Source organism: Streptomyces sp. NPDC087270, assembly GCF_044744625.1.
Classification (GTDB): domain Bacteria; phylum Actinomycetota; class Actinomycetes; order Streptomycetales; family Streptomycetaceae; genus Actinacidiphila.
On record NZ_JBIUYR010000005.1, the window covers coordinates 79,644 to 99,677 of the forward strand.

The following is a 20,034-nucleotide window of genomic DNA, read 5'->3' on the forward strand; positions in this document are numbered from 1 at the left end:
TCCGCGCCGGCGCCGCTCAGCTCTCCGAGGGGGCCGGGATCGCGATGACGGTGGCGACGAGGCCGGCGTGGGCGATCCAGCGGCCGGTGAAGAGGGCCGGGCCGACCCCGTCGGCGAGGAGCGGGCCGGGCACGAGGACGCGGGCGGTGAAGGTGCCGCGGGCCGGACCGGACGCGGACTGGTCCTGGGCCAGCAGGAGTTCGGCCTCCTCGAAGCCGAGCATGCGGTGGTGGTACGGATACCACGCCTTGTAGACGGTCTCCTTGGCGCTGAACAGCAGCCGCCCCCAGTGCATTTCGGGCTTCGCGGCGGTCAACTCCGCGAGCGCCGCGCGCTCTTCGGGGGTGGAGTGGATGACGTCGAGGACGCCGTCGGGCAGCGGGCCGTCGGGCTCGGCGTCGATGCCGAGCGCGAGGATGTCGGCGGCGTGGGCCACGGCGGCGGCCCGGTATCCCTCGCAGTGCGTGATGCTGCCGACGACGCCCTTGGGCCAGACGGGGGCGCCGCGGTCGGCGTTGTCGCGCGGGATCGGGCCGGCGGGCAGGCCGAGCGCGGCCAGCGCCTCCCGCGCGCAGGCGCGCCCGGCGGCGTGTTCGGCCCGGCGTTTGGGCACGGCCCGGGCGACGGCGGGCTCCTCCTCGGGGTGGAGCGGGACGCGGTCGAGTTCGTCGCCGTAGGCGGCCCGGGTGCGGACCGCGGGGGGGAGCAAATGCTCGATCATCGCCCGGCCCCCGGGCGGCCGGCGAGGATGCGGCGCGGCCCGAGCGGGCCGGCGTCGCGCGCGCCCCATTCGCGCGGGTACCCGAGCGACGCCTCGGTGAAGCGGATGCCGTCGCGGTAGGTGATGCGCGGGATGTGCAGGTGGCCGTAGACGACCTCGGTGGCGCGGAAGCGGACGTGCCAGTCCTCGGTGAGTTCGGTGCCGCACCACAGCGCGAACGACGGGTAGCGCAGCACCCTGGTGGGATCGCGGTGCAGCGGCCAGTGGTTGGCGAGGACCGTGGGCAGTTCGGGGTCGAGGGCCGACAGGCGGTCGGCGGTCGCGGCGACGCGGGCACGGCACCAGTCGTCGATGCCGGGCAGCGGGTCGGGGTGCAGCAGCATCTCGTCCGTGCAGACCACGCCCAGCTCGCTGGAGTGGTCGAGCGCGGCCTTCTTGGTGGTGGCGCCGGGGGTGCCGTCGCGCCAGGTGTAGTCGTAGAGCAGGAACATCGGGCAGACCGCGACGGGGCCCGTGGCGCTCTCCCACACCGGGTACGGGTCTTCGGGCGTGACGATGGCCAGCCGGCGGATCTCCTCGACCAGGTGCCGGTAGCGGGCCTCGCCGCGCAGGGTCACCGGGTCCTTGGGCGGGGTCCACAACTCGTGGTTGCCGGGCAGCCAGATGACGGTGCCGAAGTTCTCCTTGAGGGTGCGCAGCGCCCACAGGATGTCCTCGACCTGCTCGGCGACGTCGCCGGCCACGATCAGCCAGTCGTCCTCGCCGCCGGGCCGCATCTTCTCCACGATGTCGCGGTTGGCTTCGTAGCCGACGTGCAGGTCGCTGATCGCGAGGAGGTGCGGGGCGCCGGCGGTCGATGTCTGCACGGTTCCGATCCTCCCAGACGGTTCCCGCCCGCGGGCCGACTTCGCCCGTGTGCCGGTGTTTTCCGGTCCGCGCCGCCGCGGTGGTGACGGGGCCCGTGCCCGTACGGGTGACGGACCGCCACCTCCGCGCGCTCGCCCGCTCACACGCCGTACAGCATGATCGGTCACCAGGTCGAAACTTTCGCTGATATCGACCCGCGAACCGCATCGAAGATTCTGGATCACCTCGGATCGCGGCCGAACAAGCCTCGCCCGCAAGGGCAGTTGACCTGGGGACAACTCCCTTTGCGGCAGCGCGAATCGACGGCGACTCTTTCGCCGTTCATGCCGAAAGTGTTGACAGCCCGAGCGGCCCGACCAACACTGTTCGCCGTCGACAGGTCTCCACCGACGTCGACCCGGGCCACCCCCACGGCCCGGTCCTCCGGTCGCCGTCCCTACGACGGCGACCGGTCGGTCCCGGCCGCGTCGTACGAGCCGACGCGCGGTCGCCGTCACGCCCGAACACCGACAGCCCGCAAGGTCGTTCCACGCTGCCCGGCCCCCCACCCGCCTTCACCAGGAGGAAGCACGCACATGAACGACACACCCGCACGCCCCGCGAGCCGCGCCCGCGCGCGGCTCGACCTGCCCGGCCGCCTCAGACTGCTCGTCGGCGGCGCCTGCGCCGTCGTCCTGGTCGCCGTCGCGGCGCTGATCCTGCCGGGCACCGCCAACGCCGACACGATCATCACGACCAGCCAGACCGGCACCAACAACGGCTACTACTACTCGTTCTGGACCGACGGCGGCGGGTCGGTCTCGATGGACCTGGGCTCCGGCGGCAACTACAGCACCTCGTGGAGCAACGTCGGGAACTTCGTCGCCGGCAAGGGCTGGAGCACCGGCTCCCGGCAGAACGTGAGTTACTCGGGCAGCTTCAACCCGTCCGGCAACGCCTACCTGTCGCTGTACGGCTGGACCACGAACCCGCTCGTCGAGTACTACATCGTGGACAACTGGGGCACCTACCGGCCCACCGGCACCTACAAGGGCACGGTCACCAGCGACGGCGGCACGTACGACATCTACGAGACGACACGCACCAACGCCCCCTCCATCGAGGGCACCGCGACCTTCAACCAGTACTGGAGCGTCCGGCAGTCCAAGCGGACCGGCGGCACCATCACCGCGGGCAACCACTTCGACGCGTGGGCCCGCGACGGCATGAACCTCGGCACCTTCAACTACCAGATCCTCGCGACCGAGGGCTACCAGAGCAGCGGGAACTCCAACATCACGGTGGGCGGCAGCGGCGGCGGCACCACGGGCAGCACCACCGGCGGCAGCACAGGCGGCTCCACGACGGGCGGTTCGACCACCGGTGGCACCACGGGCGGCGGCGGGGGCACCGGTTGCACCGCGACCCTGTCCGCGGGCGAGCAGTGGAGCGACCGGTACAACCTCAATGTCACGGTGAGCGGCGCCGCCAACTGGACGGTCACCATGAACGTCCCCTCCCCCGAGAAGATCATCGCGACCTGGAACATCTCGGCCGCCTACCCCAGCAGCCAAGTACTCACCGCCACCCCCAACGGCAACGGCAGCAACTGGGGCGTCACGATCCAGACCAACGGGACATGGACCTGGCCGTCCGTCTCGTGCAGCGCGTCCTGACCGCCCCGACCCGAACTCCCCAGCAGCGCACCGCGCCACACCCCTGTGGCGCGGTGCGCCCGCTCGCGGATGGCGTGCGTCAGGCCCGGTCGACCAGGACGGCGGAGCCCTGGCCGACGCCCACGCACATCGTGGCCAGACCGCGCGCCGCGCCGGTACGGCGCATCCGGTGCAGGAGGGTGGTGAGGATACGGGCGCCGGAACAGCCGAGCGGGTGGCCGAGCGCGATGGCGCCGCCGGTGGGGTTGACCAGGTCGGGGTCGATGCCGAGTTCCCGTACCGAGGCGAGCGCCTGGGCGGCGAACGCCTCGTTGAACTCGGCCTCTTCGACGGAGTCGATACCGCGGCCGAGCCGGGCCAGCGCGCGCCGGGTGGCCGGGACGGGGCCGATCCCCATGACGTCGGGGTGCACTCCGGCGCTCGCGCCCGCGGCGTAGCGGCCCAGGGACTCCACTCCGAGGTCGGCGAGCGCGTCCTCGCTGACCAGCAGGAGCGCGGCGGCGCCGTCGTTCATCGGCGAGGCGTTGCCCGCGGTGACGGTGCCGTCGGCGCGGAAGACGGGCTTGAGGGCGGCGAGGCGTTCGGCCGTGGTGTCCTCGCGGATGCTCTCGTCCTGGCTGACGACCACGCCGTCGGGGCGGGCGACGGGCAGGATCTCCGCGTCGAACAGGCCGTTCTTTCGGGCCTCGGCCGCGTTGCGGTGGCTGCGCAGCGCGAAGGCGTCCTGGTCGGCGCGGCTGACGCCGTACCGCTCCGCGACCTCCTCGGCGGTCTCGCCCATCGCCAGCACGCCGTGCAGTTCCGGCATCCGCGGGTTGGTCAGGCGCCAGCCGAGGCGGGTGTCGTGGGTCTGGAGGGCGCGGGGCAGGGCCTCGTCGGGGCGGGCCAGGACGAAGGGCGCGCGGCTCATGGACTCCGAGCCGCCGGCCAGCACGATGTCGGCCTCGCCGGCGGCGATCATGCGGGCGGCGGAGGTGACGGCCTCCATGCCGGAGGCGCACAGCCGGTTGACGGTCGCGCCGGGCACGGTGTCGGGCAGGCCGGCGAGCAGCACGGCCATCCGGGCCACGTTGCGGTTGTCCTCGCCGGCCTGGTTGGCGGCGCCCCAGTACACGTCGTCGATCCGGGCCGGGTCGAGCGCGGGAACGCCGTCCAGCAGGCCGCGGATCGCGGTGGCCGCGAGGTCGTCCGGCCGGACCGTGGCGAGCGCACCGCGGAGCCGTCCGATCGGGGTGCGGCGGGCGGCGGCGAAGTGGACTGGGCGCATCGCGGACTCCTCGGGCGAGAAACTAGCAGTGTGAGTTTATGCCGAGTCACAGCCCGTCGTACACCCGGCTGAGCAGCGCGTGCAGCTGATCACACTCGTCGCCGTCCAGCGGGGCGAGGATCTCGTCCTGCACGACGGCGGCCTTCAGGCGCAGCCGCTTCAGGGCGGTGCGGCCCTTGGGGGTGATGGCGACGTTCACCCGGCGGCGGTCGACGGAGTCGCGGGCCCGCTCCGCGTAGCCGGCCTCGGCCAGGTCGTCGACGACCTTCACGATGTCGCTGGCGTCGATGGCCACGCGCGCGGCGAGGTCGCGCTGGGCGTGCGGGCCGAAGTCGGCGAGGGCGGCGAGGACCGCCATGTGCCACAGCCGCAGTCCCTCCTCGGCGAGGCGTTCGGCGAGGCGGGAGCGGGCCTCCTTGCCGGTTTTCGACAGGAGGTAGGTGGTGAGTTCGGCGAGGCTGGGGGGCGTGCGGGGGTCCATTCCGGCAGTGTAGGCGGTGACCCATGATGGGTGGGGCCATTGATGGGGCGAGCCGTTGATGGGTGGGCACCCATGAAAGGTGGGCCCCACGATGGGTGGCGCCCCTTCACCTGCGCTAGGCTCACCCCATCATGGGTGCGCACCCACTAATCGGCTCGCGCCGCCCACCGCCCACCGCCCACCACCTGTCCCCCGTCACCCGTCACCCACCACCCGTCACCCGTCACCCCGGAGCCCACCATGGACGCCCTCCACCCGCGCCTGCTCGTCGGCGACTTCGGAGCCACGTTCCGCTTCTACGACCACCTGCTGCCCGCCCTGCTCGGCGCGACCCTCACCCGGGGTGGCCCGGACGGGCCGTACGCGAGTTGGGACGTCGGCACCGAGGGGCTGCTGATGCTCTTCGACCGCGCCGCCATGGCCGAGGTCGCCGGCACCGGCTCCCTGCCCGCCTCGCCCCCCGCCGCCCAGGACCGGGCGATGCTGGTCAGCCGCGTGCCCGATGTGACGGCCGCGTACGACTTGGCGCTGCGCCACGGCGGCACCCCGGTCGCTCCCCCGACCGCCCGCCCCGAATGGGGCCCCACCACGCGCACCGCCCACCTGCGCGACCCGGACGGCAACCTGCTGGAGTTCCAGTCCTACTGACCCCTCGACGGAGGTCGCCGCCGGCCGGGCCGTCGATGCGTGGGACGGTCAGTCGCGGGGGCGGCGGCCGTGCAGGCGTTCCAGTTCGCGGCGGTCGCGCTTGGTGGGGCGGCCGGCGCCGCGGTCGCGTACGCCGAGGGCGAGCGCGTCGGTGCGCGGCGGCGGGGGCGGGCTGTTGTCGACGTACGCCTCGACAGCGACGGGGGCGCCGACCCGCTTGGCGAGCAGGCGGGAGATGACCACGACGCGCTCGCGGCCGGCGTGCACCAGCCGCACCTCGTCGCCGACCTTGACCGCCTGCGCGGGTTTGACCCGCTCGCCGTTGACCTTGACGTGGCCGGCCCGGCAGGCGGTGGCCGCCTGCGACCGGCTCTTGGTGAGCCGTACGCACCAGATCCAGGAGTCGACGCGGACGGTGCCGCCGAGCTGCTCGTGTTCTGCCGCCATGGGATGAAGCCTACGGCGGGCGTCCAGCGGTTTTCACGGCATCGGCCGGATGGGTGGCGACGTTGCGCCAGGTGGGCGCGGTCCGGCCGGCGCCGGGCGGGGCGTGTGAGGGTGGCCGGATGAGTGCGGACGCGGTGGGGCCGGTGGACGCGGCGGACGCCCCGGCGGGCGAGGAAGCAGCGGGGCCGGGAGCAGCGGGCCCGGGCCCGCGGGGGTCGGGCACACCAGGTGCGGGGGCACCCGGCGCCGGTGGTCCCGGGCCGGACTCGGGCGCACCGGTGCTGCCGGTGCGGCAGCGCAACGTCGTGTTCGCCACGATCGTGCTCGGAATGCTGCTGGCCGCGCTCGACCAGACGATCGTGGGCACCGCGCTCCCGACCATCGTGGCCGATCTGGGCGGGGCCTCGCACATGTCGTGGGTGGTGACGTCGTACCTGCTGGCGGAGACCGTCGCGACCGCGCTGGTGGGCAAGTTCGGCGACCTGTTCGGCCGGAAGCTGGTCTTCCAGGTGTCCGCGGTGGTGTTCGTCGCGGGGTCGTTCCTGTGCGGGCTGGCGACGAACATGACGCTGCTGATCGTGTGGCGCGCGGTGCAGGGGGTGGGCGCGGGCGGGCTGATGGTGACCGCGATGGCGCTGATCGCCGATGTGATCCCGTTGCGCGAGCGCGGCAAGTACCAGGGCGCGATCGGCGCGGTGTTCGGGGTGGCGACGGTGATCGGGCCGCTGCTGGGCGGGCTGTTCACGGATCACCTGACCTGGCGGTGGGCGTTCTACGTCAACGTGCCGATCGCCGTCGTCGTGGTGCTGGCGGCGGCGCGGACCATCCCGTCGGTGCGGGCGGCAGGCCGGCCGGTGATCGACTACCTGGGCATCGGGCTGGTCGCGGTGGGCGCGAGCGCGCTGATCCTGGCCACCAGCCTGGGCGGCAACGCGTACGGGTGGGGCTCGCCGGTCATCCTGGGGCTGTTCGTGGCGGGGGTCGTGGGGCTGGCGCTGTTCTGCGTGGCGGAGACGCGAGCGGTCGAACCGATGCTGCCGATGCGGCTGTTCCGCACCCCGGTGTTCGCGGTCTGCTCGGTGCTGAGCTTCGTGGTGGGGTTCGCGATGCTGGGCGCGATGACGTTCCTGCCGACGTATCTGCAGTACGTGGACGGGGACTCGGCGACGCTGTCGGGGGTGCGGACGCTGCCGATGGTGGTGGGGCTGCTGATCGCGTCGGTGGCGAGCGGGAACGTGATCAGCAAGACCGGCAGGTACCGGTGGTTCCCGGTGGCGGGGTCGCTGGTGATGGGGGTGGGGCTGTTCCTGATGTCGCGGATGGGGGCCGGTTCGGGGGCGGCGGCGGAGTCGGTCTACATGTTCGTGCTGGGGGTCGGCATCGGGCTGTGCATGCAGGTGCTGACGATCGCGGTGCAGAACACGGTGGCGTACGCGGATCTGGGTACGGCGACGTCGGGGGTGACGTTCTTCCGGACGCTGGGCAGCGCGTTCGGCACCGCGGTGTTCGGCACGATCTACGCCAACGCGCTGGGGCCGAACCTGGCGCGGGGCGTGGCCCGGGCAGCGCGGGCGACGGGGGCGTCGCCGGCGGTGCTGGCGCGGGCGGCGGGCAGCCCGGAGGGGTTGCACCGGTTGCCGGCCGCGCAGGCCGCGCCGCTGGTGCGGGCGTACCAGGACTCGCTGCACACGGTGTTCCTGTGGACGGTGCCGGTCGCGGCGGTGGGTTTCGTGGTGGCGCTGTTCCTGAAGCAGGTGCCGCTGCGGGACTCGGCGCGGGCGGCCTCGACGGACATGGGCGAGGGTTTCGCGCAGCCGAGCACCGGCGACTCCGAGAAGCTGCTGGAGTCGGCGGTGGCGAAGATCATGCACGGGTCGGGTCCGGCGGCCGCGCGGCAGATCCTCAGCGGGGCCGACACCCGGCTGGACGTGCTGGGCGCGTGGACGGTGATGCAGGTGGTGGTGCTGACGCGGGTGGTGGGGCACGCGAACGTGAACATGATCGCGGCGCGGCGCCGGCTGCCGCCGGAGGTGCTGCTGCCGGCGTTCGAACGGGCCGCCGCGGACGGGTGGTTGACGCTCGACGGGACGTTCGTGTCCACGACGGCGGCCGGGGAGCGGGAGGCGTCGGCGCTGACGGAGGCGTGGGCGCGGTGGCTGAACGAGCGGCTGGAGAGCGACTGGGGCCGGCCGTCGACGGCGGACCTGCGGGCCGCCTCCGACGCGATCGCGAAACGGCTGCTCGCCGAGGACCTGGGTGGGGACCGTCCGGAGCTGGGCGGGGACCGCCCGGCGCCGGCCCTGGGCTGAGCGGACCGCCCGGCAACGCGCGGATCAGCCGAAGACGGCGCCCGGGTCGCCGCTGTACCAGATGTTGTCGATCCGAAGGGTGCGGATCAGCCAGCGCCCAGCCCCGGCCGCGTCCCCGCCCCCGGCCCCGTCATCGCCCGCGGACCCGCCCCCGAACCCGGACCCGGACCCGGACCCGGCAGGGACGAGCGCGACCGCGTAGAGGTTCTTCAGCAGCGCGTACGTCGTACGGTCGGCGGTGAGGAGGTGCTGGGCCTCGACCAGCGCGGTGAGTTCGGCGCTGCCGCGGTCGGCCGCGACGGCGACGCGCGGGTTGCTGACGGTGTGACTGGTGCCGACGCGGCCGTCGAAGCCGGTGAGGATCGTGTCCACGATGGTGTCGGCGCCGGTCATCACGGGGCTGTGGCCGCCCCATGCCGCCGCGGCCGGGCCGAAGTCGAGCGTGGCGTCGTCGGCGAACGCGGAGCGGAACAGGGCGCGGTCGTGCAGGTCCTGGCCGAGGCCGAAGCGGTACAGGGCGTCGGTGATCTCGGCGCGGTCGGCGAGTTCGCGGACCGCGTCCTCGGTGCGGAGCGCGTCGAGGGCGTACGGCCGGGTGCGGGTGGCGGCCGCGGCGTCGGTGCCGAGCGGGGTGCGGGAGAGGTGCATGCGTCCAGGCTGCGGGCCCGGACCCGGCCGATCAATCGCCGTTGGCTCAACGATCGTTAAGTGGGATTTAATACTTGTCGGTGGATCAAGGACATCCCCGCGGCGCGGTTGCGGCCGGGGCGGTCGGAGTCTGGGCGGGGCCGGGGGAACGGAGGCCAGGCGTGGAGCGGTACGAGATCGAGGCGTTCCTGACGCTGGCCGAGGAGTTGCACTTCGGGCGGACCGCGGTCCGGCTGCGGGTGACGACGGCCCGGGTCAGCCAGGTGATCGGGAAGCTGGAACGGCGGGTGGGCGCGCCGCTGTTCGAGCGGACCAGCCGCAGCGTGGCGCTGACCCCGGTCGGGCGGCGGCTCCACGACGACCTGCGCCCGGCGTTCGAGCGGCTGGAGGCGGCGCTGGCCACGGCGGTCGCGGCCGGGCGCGGGGTGAGCGGCCGGCTGGGGGTCGGCTTCGTGGGGGCGGCGGCCGGGCAGTTGATGATCCGCGCCACGGAGGCGTTCCGGACCCGGTACCCGGAGTGCGAGGTGGAGATCCGCGAGGTGCAGATGGGCGAGGCGCTGGAGCGGCTGCGGGCCGACGGGCTGGACGTGCTGATCGCGTGCCTGCCGCTGACCGGTCCCGATCTGGCCAACGGCCCGGTGCTGCTGTCGGAGCCGCGGATGCTGGCGGTGCCGGCCGGGCACGCGCTCGCCCAGCGCGGCTCGGTGTCGGTGGAAGACCTGGCCCGGGTGGAGGTGCTCCAGGCGCCGTGCTCGCTGCCGGATCACTGGCGGGAGCCGGGTTCGCCGCGGTTGACGCCGGGCGGCCGCGCGATCACGGCGGGGCGTTCGGCGGCGACCTTCCAGGAGATCCTCACGCTGGTGGGGGCGGGCCTCGGGGTCTTCCCGGTCGGGGCGCACGCCACGCGCTTCCACGCCCGGCCCGACGTCGCCTACGTGCCGTTCCACGACACGCCGTCCCTGGAGTGGGGTCCGGTCTGGCGCACGTCGCGCGTCAACGCGCGTATCCGGGCGTTTGTCGCTGCCGCGGGCTGAGCCGTGTCCCCCCCGGGGTGGCCGGTTCTGTCGGTTCCGGGATCACCTGCCGGTGGAGGGTTACGCGCGCCGTTCCCCGCGCCCCTTGGCAGTTGCGGCTCCTTCCGCGGAAGGAGCGGCACCTACCAGGGGGCGGGGAACCGTGGGGACGGGACCGGCCGGACCGGAGGGTCTGCTCGGCTAGCGCGCGTACACCGCCACGAAGTCGCGGGTGGCCTGGACGTAGTAGCGGTCCGGCGGGTCCTCGAAGTCGAGAATGTTCGTGGGCTTGGGGTTCGCCGGGTCGTGGCTGCTGTCGTAGGACATGAAGGAGGGCCACGCGCGGTTCATGTCCAGCGGCATGGCGCGGACGGCGCCGGCGCGCTGCATGAGGTCGGCGAGGCTCTGCGCGTTCAGCGCCTGCCCGACGACCATGATGATGTCGCCCTGGGCGGTGACGCCGACGCCGGAGCGGGGCACGAACATGCCGCCCTGGTCGCTGACCCCCCAGTTGGAGTCGTCGTCGATGTCGGGGACGACCTTGCCGCCGTCGACCATGAGTTGCAGGCACTGGCGTACGCCGACCACGTCGGGGGTCATGCGCACGTCGCGGCCCCAGACGCCGACCTTGATGGAGCCGTCCTTGTAGAAGACCTCGGAGGCGGCGCCGTCGCGCAGTTCGCCGTCGGTCTTGCCGTCGAGGTAGAAGCCGCCGCGGGAACCGCCGTCGGTGATCCGGAACCCGCCGTTCCAGGTGGCGACGAGGCCGGTGCGACGGCCCTTGGGGATGGTGGGCGGCACGTCGAAGGTGCCGCCGGGTTCCATGAAGCCCGGGTGGAGCTGGAAGCGGGCGTACTTGCCGCTGATCCACGCGACGGCGGCCTCGTAGGAGGTGTGGTCGCCGTCGGGGCGGACATAGGTGCCCTGGACGATGGGCATGCCGTGGGCGCTGCTGAGCGTGCGGTAGACGCCCTCGCCGGGCAGGGCCGGGCTGACCGGCGGCTTCATGGGGGCGCGCAGTGCGACCAGGGGCTGGCCGTGGACGGCGCCCTTGCTCCCGGGCACCGCCCCCGAAGCCGCGCCGGCCGCGGCGGTGGCGCCCGCGGTGGCCTTCATCCGGGCCAGCGCGTCGGCGGACAGGGTGCCGCCGACCTTCGGCGGGTGCATCCGGTACTGGACGTTCTCCAGCTTGTCGACCACGAAGCCGAGTTCGTGGTCGCGGGCCCACTCCGCCAGGCGGGCCTCGGTGCTGTCGCTGCCGGGGTAGGTCAGCGCCCTGCCGACCGACCAGCCGATGGTGCCGGCGCACACCAGGCAGACACCGAGCGCGCCGCGGGTGACGATGCGGCGGCGGCGCAGTTGCGCGGGGGTCAGGTCGCGGCGGTGCTTCCAGGGCAGCAGCCGCCTGCGCGGTCTGCGTCCGGGGCCGCCGCCCGCCGGGTCGGCGGTGTCACCGTCGGGCTGCTGTTCCGCGATCGTCATGCCGCTCCTTCCATGTGCCCGCGCGCACATCGATCCGCTTTTCATACGTAATGACCCTTGTGGGTGCCGGTGTATCGCGCGGGCGCCCAGAAACACCCACCCGCCGCACGCCGCCCGGGCGCGCCGGCGCCGTAGGGTGGCCGGGCCTCGCACGGGGCACTGACGACGAGGGGGCCGCGGGCATGGCAGCACACGACGAGGTGGCGGCGGTGATGGCGCGGGCCGGGGTGCCCGCCGACCGGATCGCCGCCGCCACCGCGCTGACCGGCGGCACGTACAACGCGCTGCACGCGGTGGACCTCACCGACGGCACCCGCCTGGTGCTGAAGGTCCCGCCGCCCGCGCACCTGCCGCGGCTGAGCTACGAGGCCGGGCTGCTGCACGGCGAGGAGCGGTTCTACGTGGGCGCCGAGGCGGCGGACGTGCCCGCGCCGCGGGTGGTGCGGGCCGAACCGGACGAGGGCACCGGGCAGCCGCCGTACCTGCTGATGACGCACAGCCCGGGCCGGCCCTGGCACCTGGTGGCGGCGGAGGACGGCATGGGTGAGGACGAGAACGCCCGGCTGCGGGGCGAGTTGGGCACCTTGATGGCGCGGCTGCACGCGGTGCGCGGCCCGGCTTTCGGCTACCCGTCCGGCAGCACCGGCCCGCTCACCGACCGGTGGGCGCCGGCCTTCGCCGCGATGACCGACGCCATCCTGGACGACGCCGAGCGGTACGGCGCGTGGCTGCCGGTCACGGTGGCCGAGGCGCGCGCGGCGTTCGCGGCGGCCGGTCCGCTGCTGGAGCGGGTGGAGACGCCGACGCTGGTGCACTTCGACCTGTGGCCGGGGAACGTGCTGCTGGTCGGAGCGCCCGGTGCCCGGAGCGTCGGCGGGCTGATCGACGGGGAGCGGATGTTCTGGGGCGACCCGCTGGCCGACTTCGCGTCGCTGGAGCTGACCGACAGCGTCCCGGAGGACGACCCGGCCTTCCGCGCCGGATACGCGGCCGGTGGCGGTTGCACCACGTGGGACGAGGCGGCCCGGCGGCGGATCGCGCTGTACCGCGCGTATCTGCACCTGATCATGCTGGTCGAGGTGGTGCCGCGCGGGTACGGCGGGGAGCACCTGGCCTGGGCGCGGGAGTTCGCCGGGTCCCGGCTGCCCGGGGAACTGGCCGCCGCGGCCGGCTGACGCGGGCGGGGAACGCGGCGGGGGACGCGGCGCGCGCCCGGCGACAGCTGTGACAGAAGTGGCCGAATCCTTTCGGAGGACCGGGGTGCTCTGAGAGGATGCCCCTGCGGCTCGCGGCCGCCCTGACACGGCCGTAGGCTGCGCATTTCGCTCAGGCGGGGTGCCGGACGAGGAGGCGGTGATCCACGGATCACCGCCTCCTCGTGCTACGGCGCGCCGTCGGCCGCTGGCCGGTACGGCGCTCTTGACGCCGTTACGGCAGGGTCGCGACCACGGCCGCGTACGACAGGCCGGAGCCGTAGCCGAGCAGCAGAGCGGTGTCCCCCGAGGCGGCGTCGCCGGCCGCCAGCACCGCGTCCATCGCCATCGGGATCGACGCCCCCGAGGTGTTGCCGCTGGTCACGATGTCCTTCGCGACGGTCACCCGGGCGGGCAGCCCCATGGACTTGGTCATGCTGTCGATGATCCGCTCGTTGGCCTGGTGCGGGATGAACGCGTCGAGGTCCTCGGGCCGGAGCCCGGCCGCCTCGACCGCCTGCACGGCGACCTTCGCCATCTCGTACACCGCCCAGCGGAAGACCCGCTGGCCGTCCTGGCGCAGCGCGGGGAAGGGGTGCTGCGGGTCGTCCCTGAGCGTGTTCCACGGCACGCTCTGCCGGATCGCGTCGGCCTGCGAGCCGTCCGCGCCCCACACCGCGGGGCCGATGCCGGGGGTCTGCGACGGGCCGACCACGACCGCGCCCGCTCCGTCGCCGAAGATGAAAGCGGTCGAACGGTCCGTCAGATCTATGATGTCGGACATCCGTTCGACCCCGACCACCAGGACGTGGCCGCCACGGGCCCGCACCGCGTCCGAGGCGAGCACCACGCCGTGCACGAACCCGGCGCAGCCCGCGGAGATGTCGAAGCCGGCCGCGCGGTCGGCGCCCACCCGGTGGGCGATCTCGGTGGCGATCGCCGGCGTCTGCATCAGGTGGGTGAAGGTCGCGGCGATCACGCAGGTCACGTCGCTCGGGGTGATTCCCGCGGCGGCGATCGCCTTGAGGGCGGCGGCCTCGGCCATCACGCCCAGCGTCTCGTCCGGGTCGGCCCAGCGGCGGGTCACGATGCCGGTCCGCGCGCGAATCCACTCGTCGGAGGAGTCGATATGGCGGCACGCCTCCGCGTTGTCCACGATCCGCCGGGGGCGGTACGCGCCCACTCCGAGAATTCGGCTGTGCGGTGCCCCCATGGGCACAGCGATCTCAGCTTTCATGGGAGCCTTTCAGGCCATCGACCGGCCGGGAGGTCCACACCCCCGGCCGCGGCACCCCCGATGGGTGCCTCCCCGATTCTCCCGCGCACGCCGGGGCCCGGCGCACAGCCACCCCGGCACCCGCGCCCGCGTCGCCCGGCGCCGGCGTCCGGGCGCGCGGCACGGCGGCGGCACGCGACGGCCGTACGGCGGCTTCCCGCTGCCCCGCGGCCCGCTCCCGCCGCTCACCGGGGCCGCGCGAACCACCGTACGGCCCAGGCGCATCGCACGGGTGATCTAGCTCACAGGCATCATCGGGGAGGCGGCGCCGGACGCGTAGGCCCGCGCGTAGCGGGTGTCGCCGAGGGCGCCGCGGGCGGTGCGCTCGTACTGCTCGCGGACGGCGCGCAGTTCGGGCGTGCCGCGCTGCGGGTGGCCGACGCTGCGCCAGACCGCCTCGCCGTGGCCGTACACCCGGGCGGCGTGCTCGACCGACCCGTCGGCGGCCAGCGCCGCGGCCAGCACGTCGAGGCCGAGCGCGGTGCCGAAGGCGTCGCCCAGTTGCCGCTTGGCGTCGAGCATGGCGCGGGCGCGGTCGGCCGCCTCGTCGGGGTGGCCCTGGAACAGGGCGATCAGGGAGAGCTGGTAGTCGAGGTAGGAGCGGGTCCAGCGCTCGCCGATCTCCTCGCAGTGGGCGCGCAGTTCGATCGCGTCGCGGCGGGCCCGGTCCAGGTCGCCGAGGCCGGTGTGGGCGAAGATCTCCACCAGGTGGCAGCGCAGGCGCGCCGGTGAGTCGAAGGCGAAGCCGGGAGCCGCCGCGAGGACGTCGCGGACCGTGCGGCGGGCGTCCTCGCCGCGGCCGGTGAGCAGGGCCAGTAACCCGGCGAGGTAGGCGGCGCCGAAGACGCCCTCCTTGTCGCCGTCGGCGTCGGCGGCGCGCACCGCCTCGTCGCTGACGCGTAACGCCTCGTCGTACTCGCCCTGGAGGGTGAGCGTGACGCCGAGTCCGGCCAGTGCGCGGGTCCGGGCCGGGCCGGGCGGGACCGGGCCGGCCAGCGCGCCCTCCAGGGCCGCGCGGGCCTCCTTCAGCCGGCCGCAGCAGGTCCAGAAGAAGACCAGCAGCCCGGCGAGTTCGGCGCCGCGCTCCGGGTCGTCGCCGGACAGGTGGTCCAGCGCGGTGCGCAGGTCGGTGTGGGCGTCCTCCACGATGCGGTAGCAGTGGATCTGGTCGCTGCCGGGCCAGCTGTGCTCCGCCCAGCGGGCCAGCGCGACGAAGTGGTCGGCGTGGCGGGCGGTCAGCGACTCCTCCTCGCCGAGCTCGCGCAGCCACTCGCGGCCGTACTCCCGGATGGTGTCGAGCATGCGGTAGCGCTCGCCGTCGCGGCGCACCACGCTCTGGGCGACCAGCCGCTCCACGCCGGCCGCGACCGCGTCGGCGTCCAGCGGGGCGCCGGCGGTGACCGCGCGGGCGGAGGCGAGGTCGAAGGAGCCGCGGAAGACCGTCAGCCGCGCCCACAGCAGGCGCTCCGGCGGGTCGCACAGCTCGTGGCTCCAGCCGATGGCGGTGCGCAGCGTCAGGTGGCGGCGCGGCCAGACGAAGCCGGTGCGGCGGGCGAGCACGTCGAAGCGGGAGCCGAGGCGGGCGGCGACATCGGCGACGGACACGGTCGGGCCGACCTGCGCGGCGGCCAACTCGACGGCGAGCGGGATGCCTTCGAGCCGCCGGCAGATCGACTCGGCGGCCTCGGCGGCTCCTTCGGCGGACAGCGCGTGCGGGTCCTGGTCGGCGACGCGCTGGGTGAACAGCTCCAGTGCGTCGGGGCCGGCCGGCAACGGGGCCACCTCGATGACCTGTTCGGCCGCGCACTCCAACGGGCGGCGGCTGGTGGCCAGCACGCTCAGCCCAGGGACCTTGGCGAGCACCTCGCCGACCAGGCGCGCGACCGGGTCGACCAGGTGCTCGCAGGAGTCGAGCACCAGCAACAGCCGCTTGCCGTCGAGCCATTCGCACAGCGCGTCGACCGGCATCCGCGGCGAGTGGTCGGACAGGTCGACCGCGTCGCTGACGGTGGCGAGCAGCAGGTCGTCGCCGTCGAGCGTGGCCAGATCCGCCCACCACACGCCGTCGGGGAAGAGTTCGGGCGCGTACGTGGCCATCCGGGTGGCCGCGCGCTGCGCCAGCCGGGTCTTGCCGACCCCGCCCGCGCCGGTGAGCGTGAGCAGCCGACGTGACGCCAGCAGGCCGTCCAACCTGGCCAGTTCGGGCCCGCGGCCCACGAAACTCGTTGTCTCCTGCGGAATGAAGCCCTTCATGACGACAGCGTGGCATCGAACAGGCGCCGAAGGCAGCCGGTAGGCACGATCAGGCCGAACAGCGCGTTACGGGCAGACCGCGTCCGCCCTCGGCGGGCAACCGGCCGCGGCCTGGCGCACCCGCGCGCACGGCCGGTTCGGCCTACCCCGTTATCGAGTTGACGGAAGCGAACACGATTAAACACGGTGTGCGCATCACGGTCCGGCAACGCATCGACAGCAGGGCGTTGACGGTCTTCTGCATGTGGCGTAGAACTACCCTGCGATTGCGATGGCGTTTCATCTTGGTGACTTCTGTTGGAAACGGATCGGCGGGAAGCGTCGCCGAGAGGTTCCGACACCCGGGTTTTCGCCAGCTGTTCCACCAGATACGCCCACACACACATGGAGGCACCATGTCGGAGGTCGAGTCGTCGGGTACCACGGGCAGCCCGCTGTCCGCGACCCGCAGGAACCTGCTCAAGGGCGTCGGGGTCGCCGGCCTGACCGCCGCCGGCGGCGGCCTGCTCGCGGCGTGCGGTGGTTCCGGCGACAAGAAGAAGGACTCGGGCAGCAAGAAGCCCGTCGCGGGGAGCACGGTGACCTTCGGGTCGAACTACTCCGACGCGGCGCCCAAGGCCGCCTTCGCCGCGCTGACGACCGCCGCGACGGCGTCCAGCAAGGTGAAGGTGAAGATCAACACGGTCGACCACAACACCTTCCAGAACAACATCACCAGCTACCTGCAGGGCACCCCGGACGACCTGTTCACCTGGTTCGCCGGATACCGCATGCAGTACTTCGCTGCTCAGGGCCTGGTCGAGCCGATCGACGATGTGTGGGAGAAGATAGGCGGCAGCTTCAGCCCCGCGGCGAAGAAGCTTTCCACCGGTCTTGACGGCCACCAGTACCTGGTGCCGATCTACAACTACCCGTGGGTGGTCTTCTACAACAAGAGCGAGTTCGCCAAGCGGCACTACACCATTCCCACCACATGGGACGAATACATCGCGCTGGCGAAGCAGATGAAGAAGGACGGGCTGATCCCGATCGCCTTCGCCGACAAGGACGGCTGGCCCGCGCTCGGCACCTTCGACATCCTCAACATGCGGATCAACGGGTACGACTACCACAACAAGTTGATGACCCACAAGATCCCGTGGACCGACCAGGGCGTGCACACGGTCTTCCAGCACTGGGCCGAGCTCATGCCCTACATGCAGACCGGCGCCAACGGCCGGCTGTGGCAGGACGCCGCCAAGTCCCTGGAGGCCAAGCAGGCCGGGATGATGTTCCAGGGCACCAACCAGGTCGCCGCGCAGTACGTGACCGACAAGGCCGACCTGGCCGACCTGGACTTCTTCACCTTCCCCGCGGTCAACCCGCAGTGGGGACAGGACTACATGGACGCGCCCACCGACGGGTTCATGCTCAGCAAGAAGGCCAAGAACTCCGACGCCGCCAAGGCGATCCTGGAGTACATCGGCACCGGCCCGGCCGAGTCGACGTACCTCAAGACCGACCAGTGGGACGTCGGCCTGGTCAACGGCCTCCAGGTGCCGACGTACAACGCGATCCAGAAGAAGTCGGTGGAAGAGATCGCCAAGTGCAAGGCGGTCGCGCAGTTCATGGACCGCGACTCCGACCCGGCGATGGCCAACGCGATGATCGCGATCTGCCAGAAGTTCATCGACGACCCGAGCACCTCCAACATCACCAAGCTCCAGCAGAGCGCGGAGAAGCAGGCGAAGGCGATCTACTCCTGATGAGCGCTACGTCCCAGGGGCGTACCCCGGCGGCGGTGTCGGACAAGCCCGAGGACCTCAAGTCCCCGGTCCGGCGCCGCCGTCGGCGGTTGCGCACGATGACCGCCCGCGACCGCATCGTGGTCGCGCTGCTGCTCGGCATACCTCTGCTGCTCGACCTGGCCTTCGTGTGGTTCCCGGCGATCGGCACAATCCTGCTGTCGTTCACCAAGTGGAACGGCGTGGGCAGCCTGCACGAGAAGACGTGCAAGCCGAACATGCCGTCGATCCTCAACAACGGCTGCTGGTACGGCGTCCAGAACTACCACCAGGCCGCCACCATCTACCCCGAGTTCTGGCCCGCGGTCCGCCACAACCTGATCTGGCTGGCGGTCTTCGTGGTGATCGCCACCCCGCTGGGCATGCTCTTCGCGGTGCTGCTCGACCGCGGCCTGCGCGGCACCCGGATCTACCAGAGCCTGCTCTTCCTGCCGGTGATGCTGTCGCTGGCGCTGATCGGCATCATCTGGGAGTTCGTCTACTCCCAGAACTACGGTCTGATCAACACGGTGATCGGCAGGAACGGGAACGACAACGCGATCGACTGGCTCGGCAATCCCCATCTGAACCTGTGGGCGGTGCTGCTGGAGGCGACCTGGCGGCAGGCCGGGTACGTGATGATCCTCTACCTGGCCGGGCTCAAGGCCGTCGACCCGACGCTGCGGGAGGCCGCGCTGATGGACGGCGCGAACCCCTGGCAGACCTTCTGGCGGGTGATCTTCCCGGTGATGAAGCCGATCAACATCGTCATCATGGTGGTCACCGTCATCGAGAGCCTGCGCGCCTTCGACCTGGTCTACATCACCAACAAGGGCATCAACGGCCTCGAACTGCTGTCGGTGCTGGTGACCTCCAACATCGTCGGCGAGACCCAGCGGGTCGGCTTCGGCTCCGCACTGGGCGTGGTGCTCCTGGTGATCTCCCTGGTGCCGATCACGATCTTCCTTTATCAGACGTTCCGCCGGGAGGACACCCCGTGAGCGACGCATGCGAGGCAGGCGACGTGCAGGTAAGCGACCGCCCGCGGCTTCGCCGAGCAGGCGGAGAAGCGAACAAGGAGGACGCGTGAGCTCCGAGACCCTTACCCGGCCGCGGACCGAGGCGCCGCGGGTCGGCGGCCCCGGTGCCAAGCCGCGGCTGCGCGGGCAGATCGCCTCGCAGGCGTTCCTGATCGTCGCGTCGGTGCTGTGGATTTTGCCGATCCTCTTCGCCCTCTACGTGGCGGTACGCCCCTACTCCGACACCAGCAAGTACGGCTACGTGTCGCTGCCGCACCACCTGACGTTCCAGAACTTCCGGGACGCCTGGTCGCAGTCGGACATGCCGCACTTCTTCTGGAACTCGGTGCTGATCACGGTGCCGGCGGTGGTGATCGTGCTGGCGCTGGCCGCCGGCGTCGCCTTCGTCCTGGTCCGGGTCAACGTGAAGATCAACGTGGCGCTGCTGATCGTCTTCACCGCCGGCAACCTGCTGCCGCAGCAGGTCATCATCACCCCGCTCTACCGGATCTACCTGAAGATCCCGCTGCCGCACTTCCTCGCCGACAGCGGCCTGATGTACAACTCGATCTTCGGTCTGATCGTCATCAACGTCTCCTTCCAGCTCGGCTTCTGCGTGTTCGTGCTGAGCAACTACATGAAGTCGATCCCCGGTGAGATGTACGAGGCCGCGCTCGTGGACGGCGCCAGCCTGTGGACCCGGTTCTGGCGGCTGACCGTGCCGCTGTGCCGCCCGGCGCTGGCGGCGCTCGCGACGCTGCTGACCACCTGGATCTACAACGACTTCTTCTGGGCGATCACCCTGATGTCGTCGGGCGACAAACGGCCGGTGACCTCGGCGCTCGCCAACCTCCAGGGGCAGTTCGTGAGCAACCAGAACCTCATCGCCGCGGCCGCGATGATCGCCGCGATCCCGACGCTGGTGGTGTACCTGTGCCTCCAGCGGCAGTTCATCGCGGGTCTGTCCCTCGGGTCGAGCAAGGGCTGAGTCC

17 protein-coding genes are annotated in these 20,034 nt (G+C 72.4%); 8 read left to right on the forward strand and 9 right to left on the reverse strand.

Annotated elements, in window-relative coordinates:
- Positions 1-16: 16 nt before the first annotated feature.
- Both ACIPAE_RS11745 and ACIPAE_RS11750 read right to left on the reverse strand, forming a co-directional pair.
- A complete protein-coding gene (locus tag ACIPAE_RS11745) occupies positions 17-721 on the reverse strand; it encodes a 4'-phosphopantetheinyl transferase (protein WP_402444597.1) in 705 nt (234 codons plus the stop codon).
- Entirely contained in the window at positions 718-1,587 is an 870-nt protein-coding gene (locus tag ACIPAE_RS11750) for a metallophosphoesterase family protein (protein WP_402444599.1), read from the reverse strand. Before ACIPAE_RS11750 ends, ACIPAE_RS11745 begins: the two co-directional genes overlap by 4 nt.
- 576 nt (positions 1,588-2,163) lie before the next feature.
- Between ACIPAE_RS11750 and ACIPAE_RS11755 the strand changes: the two genes are divergently transcribed.
- Entirely contained in the window at positions 2,164-3,243 is a 1,080-nt protein-coding gene (locus ACIPAE_RS11755) for a glycoside hydrolase family 11 protein (protein ID WP_402444601.1), read from the forward strand.
- A 79-nt stretch (positions 3,244-3,322) separates the two neighbouring features.
- Here the strand turns inward: ACIPAE_RS11755 and ACIPAE_RS11760 are convergent, their stop codons facing one another.
- Positions 3,323-4,510 carry an acetyl-CoA C-acyltransferase gene (locus ACIPAE_RS11760; RefSeq protein ID WP_329362683.1) on the reverse strand — a complete coding sequence of 396 codons (1,188 nt, stop codon included), beginning with the start codon at positions 4,508-4,510 and terminating at the stop codon, positions 3,323-3,325.
- 46 nt (positions 4,511-4,556) lie between these two features.
- Positions 4,557-4,991, reverse strand: a complete 435-nt coding sequence (locus ACIPAE_RS11765; protein ID WP_329362685.1) for a MarR family winged helix-turn-helix transcriptional regulator — start codon at positions 4,989-4,991, stop codon at positions 4,557-4,559.
- Positions 4,992-5,231: 240 nt separating this feature from the next.
- On the opposite strand from ACIPAE_RS11765, the gene ACIPAE_RS11770 reads away from it, so the two are divergent.
- Entirely contained in the window at positions 5,232-5,639 is a 408-nt protein-coding gene (locus tag ACIPAE_RS11770) for a VOC family protein (protein WP_402444603.1), read from the forward strand.
- A 48-nt stretch (positions 5,640-5,687) separates the two neighbouring features.
- Here ACIPAE_RS11770 and ACIPAE_RS11775 read toward each other — a convergent pair whose 3' ends face one another.
- Entirely contained in the window at positions 5,688-6,086 is a 399-nt protein-coding gene (locus ACIPAE_RS11775; RefSeq protein ID WP_329362689.1) for an RNA-binding S4 domain-containing protein, read from the reverse strand.
- A gap of 119 nt (positions 6,087-6,205) precedes the next feature.
- Here ACIPAE_RS11775 and ACIPAE_RS11780 point away from each other — a divergent pair, with 119 nt between their 5' ends.
- Positions 6,206-8,395: an MDR family MFS transporter gene (locus tag ACIPAE_RS11780; protein WP_402444605.1), complete on the forward strand. Its 2,190-nt coding sequence runs from the start codon at positions 6,206-6,208 to the stop codon at positions 8,393-8,395.
- Between the two features lie 24 nt (positions 8,396-8,419).
- Here the strand turns inward: ACIPAE_RS11780 and ACIPAE_RS11785 are convergent, their stop codons facing one another.
- Complete coding sequence (locus ACIPAE_RS11785) at positions 8,420-9,043, reverse strand: nuclear transport factor 2 family protein (RefSeq protein ID WP_402444607.1); 624 nt, start codon at positions 9,041-9,043, stop codon at positions 8,420-8,422.
- A gap of 161 nt (positions 9,044-9,204) precedes the next feature.
- On the opposite strand from ACIPAE_RS11785, the gene ACIPAE_RS11790 reads away from it, so the two are divergent.
- Positions 9,205-10,077 carry a LysR family transcriptional regulator gene (locus ACIPAE_RS11790; RefSeq protein ID WP_328471962.1) on the forward strand — a complete coding sequence of 291 codons (873 nt, stop codon included), beginning with the start codon at positions 9,205-9,207 and terminating at the stop codon, positions 10,075-10,077.
- 180 nt (positions 10,078-10,257) lie between these two features.
- On the opposite strand, the gene ACIPAE_RS11795 is transcribed toward ACIPAE_RS11790, so the two are convergent.
- Positions 10,258-11,538 (reverse strand): phosphodiester glycosidase family protein, encoded by a 1,281-nt coding sequence (locus ACIPAE_RS11795; RefSeq protein ID WP_402444609.1) that lies wholly within the window; start codon positions 11,536-11,538, stop codon positions 10,258-10,260.
- Positions 11,539-11,720: 182 nt separating this feature from the next.
- Between ACIPAE_RS11795 and ACIPAE_RS11800 the strand changes: the two genes are divergently transcribed.
- Positions 11,721-12,713: a phosphotransferase family protein gene (locus ACIPAE_RS11800; protein ID WP_402444611.1), complete on the forward strand. Its 993-nt coding sequence runs from the start codon at positions 11,721-11,723 to the stop codon at positions 12,711-12,713.
- Between the two features lie 253 nt (positions 12,714-12,966).
- Here the strand turns inward: ACIPAE_RS11800 and ACIPAE_RS11805 are convergent, their stop codons facing one another.
- Together ACIPAE_RS11805 and ACIPAE_RS11810 are read right to left on the reverse strand one after the other, a co-directional pair.
- Positions 12,967-13,968: a beta-ketoacyl-ACP synthase III gene (locus tag ACIPAE_RS11805; RefSeq protein ID WP_329362702.1), complete on the reverse strand. Its 1,002-nt coding sequence runs from the start codon at positions 13,966-13,968 to the stop codon at positions 12,967-12,969.
- Between the two features lie 276 nt (positions 13,969-14,244).
- Positions 14,245-16,260, reverse strand: coding sequence for an ATP-binding protein (locus tag ACIPAE_RS11810; RefSeq protein ID WP_402444614.1), 2,016 nt, complete (start codon positions 16,258-16,260; stop codon positions 14,245-14,247).
- Between the two features lie 395 nt (positions 16,261-16,655).
- On the opposite strand from ACIPAE_RS11810, the gene ACIPAE_RS11815 reads away from it, so the two are divergent.
- The 3 genes from ACIPAE_RS11815 (at position 16,656) to ACIPAE_RS11825 (ending at position 20,030) form a co-directional block, all read left to right on the forward strand.
- On the forward strand, positions 16,656-18,005 hold the full coding sequence (locus tag ACIPAE_RS11815) for an extracellular solute-binding protein (RefSeq protein ID WP_329362706.1): 1,350 nt from the start codon (positions 16,656-16,658) through the stop codon (positions 18,003-18,005).
- A 98-nt stretch (positions 18,006-18,103) separates the two neighbouring features.
- Positions 18,104-19,024, forward strand: a complete 921-nt coding sequence (locus ACIPAE_RS11820; RefSeq protein ID WP_328474759.1) for a sugar ABC transporter permease — start codon at positions 18,104-18,106, stop codon at positions 19,022-19,024.
- A gap of 157 nt (positions 19,025-19,181) precedes the next feature.
- Positions 19,182-20,030, forward strand: coding sequence for a carbohydrate ABC transporter permease (locus ACIPAE_RS11825; protein WP_329373711.1), 849 nt, complete (start codon positions 19,182-19,184; stop codon positions 20,028-20,030).
- Positions 20,031-20,034 lie beyond the last annotated feature (4 nt).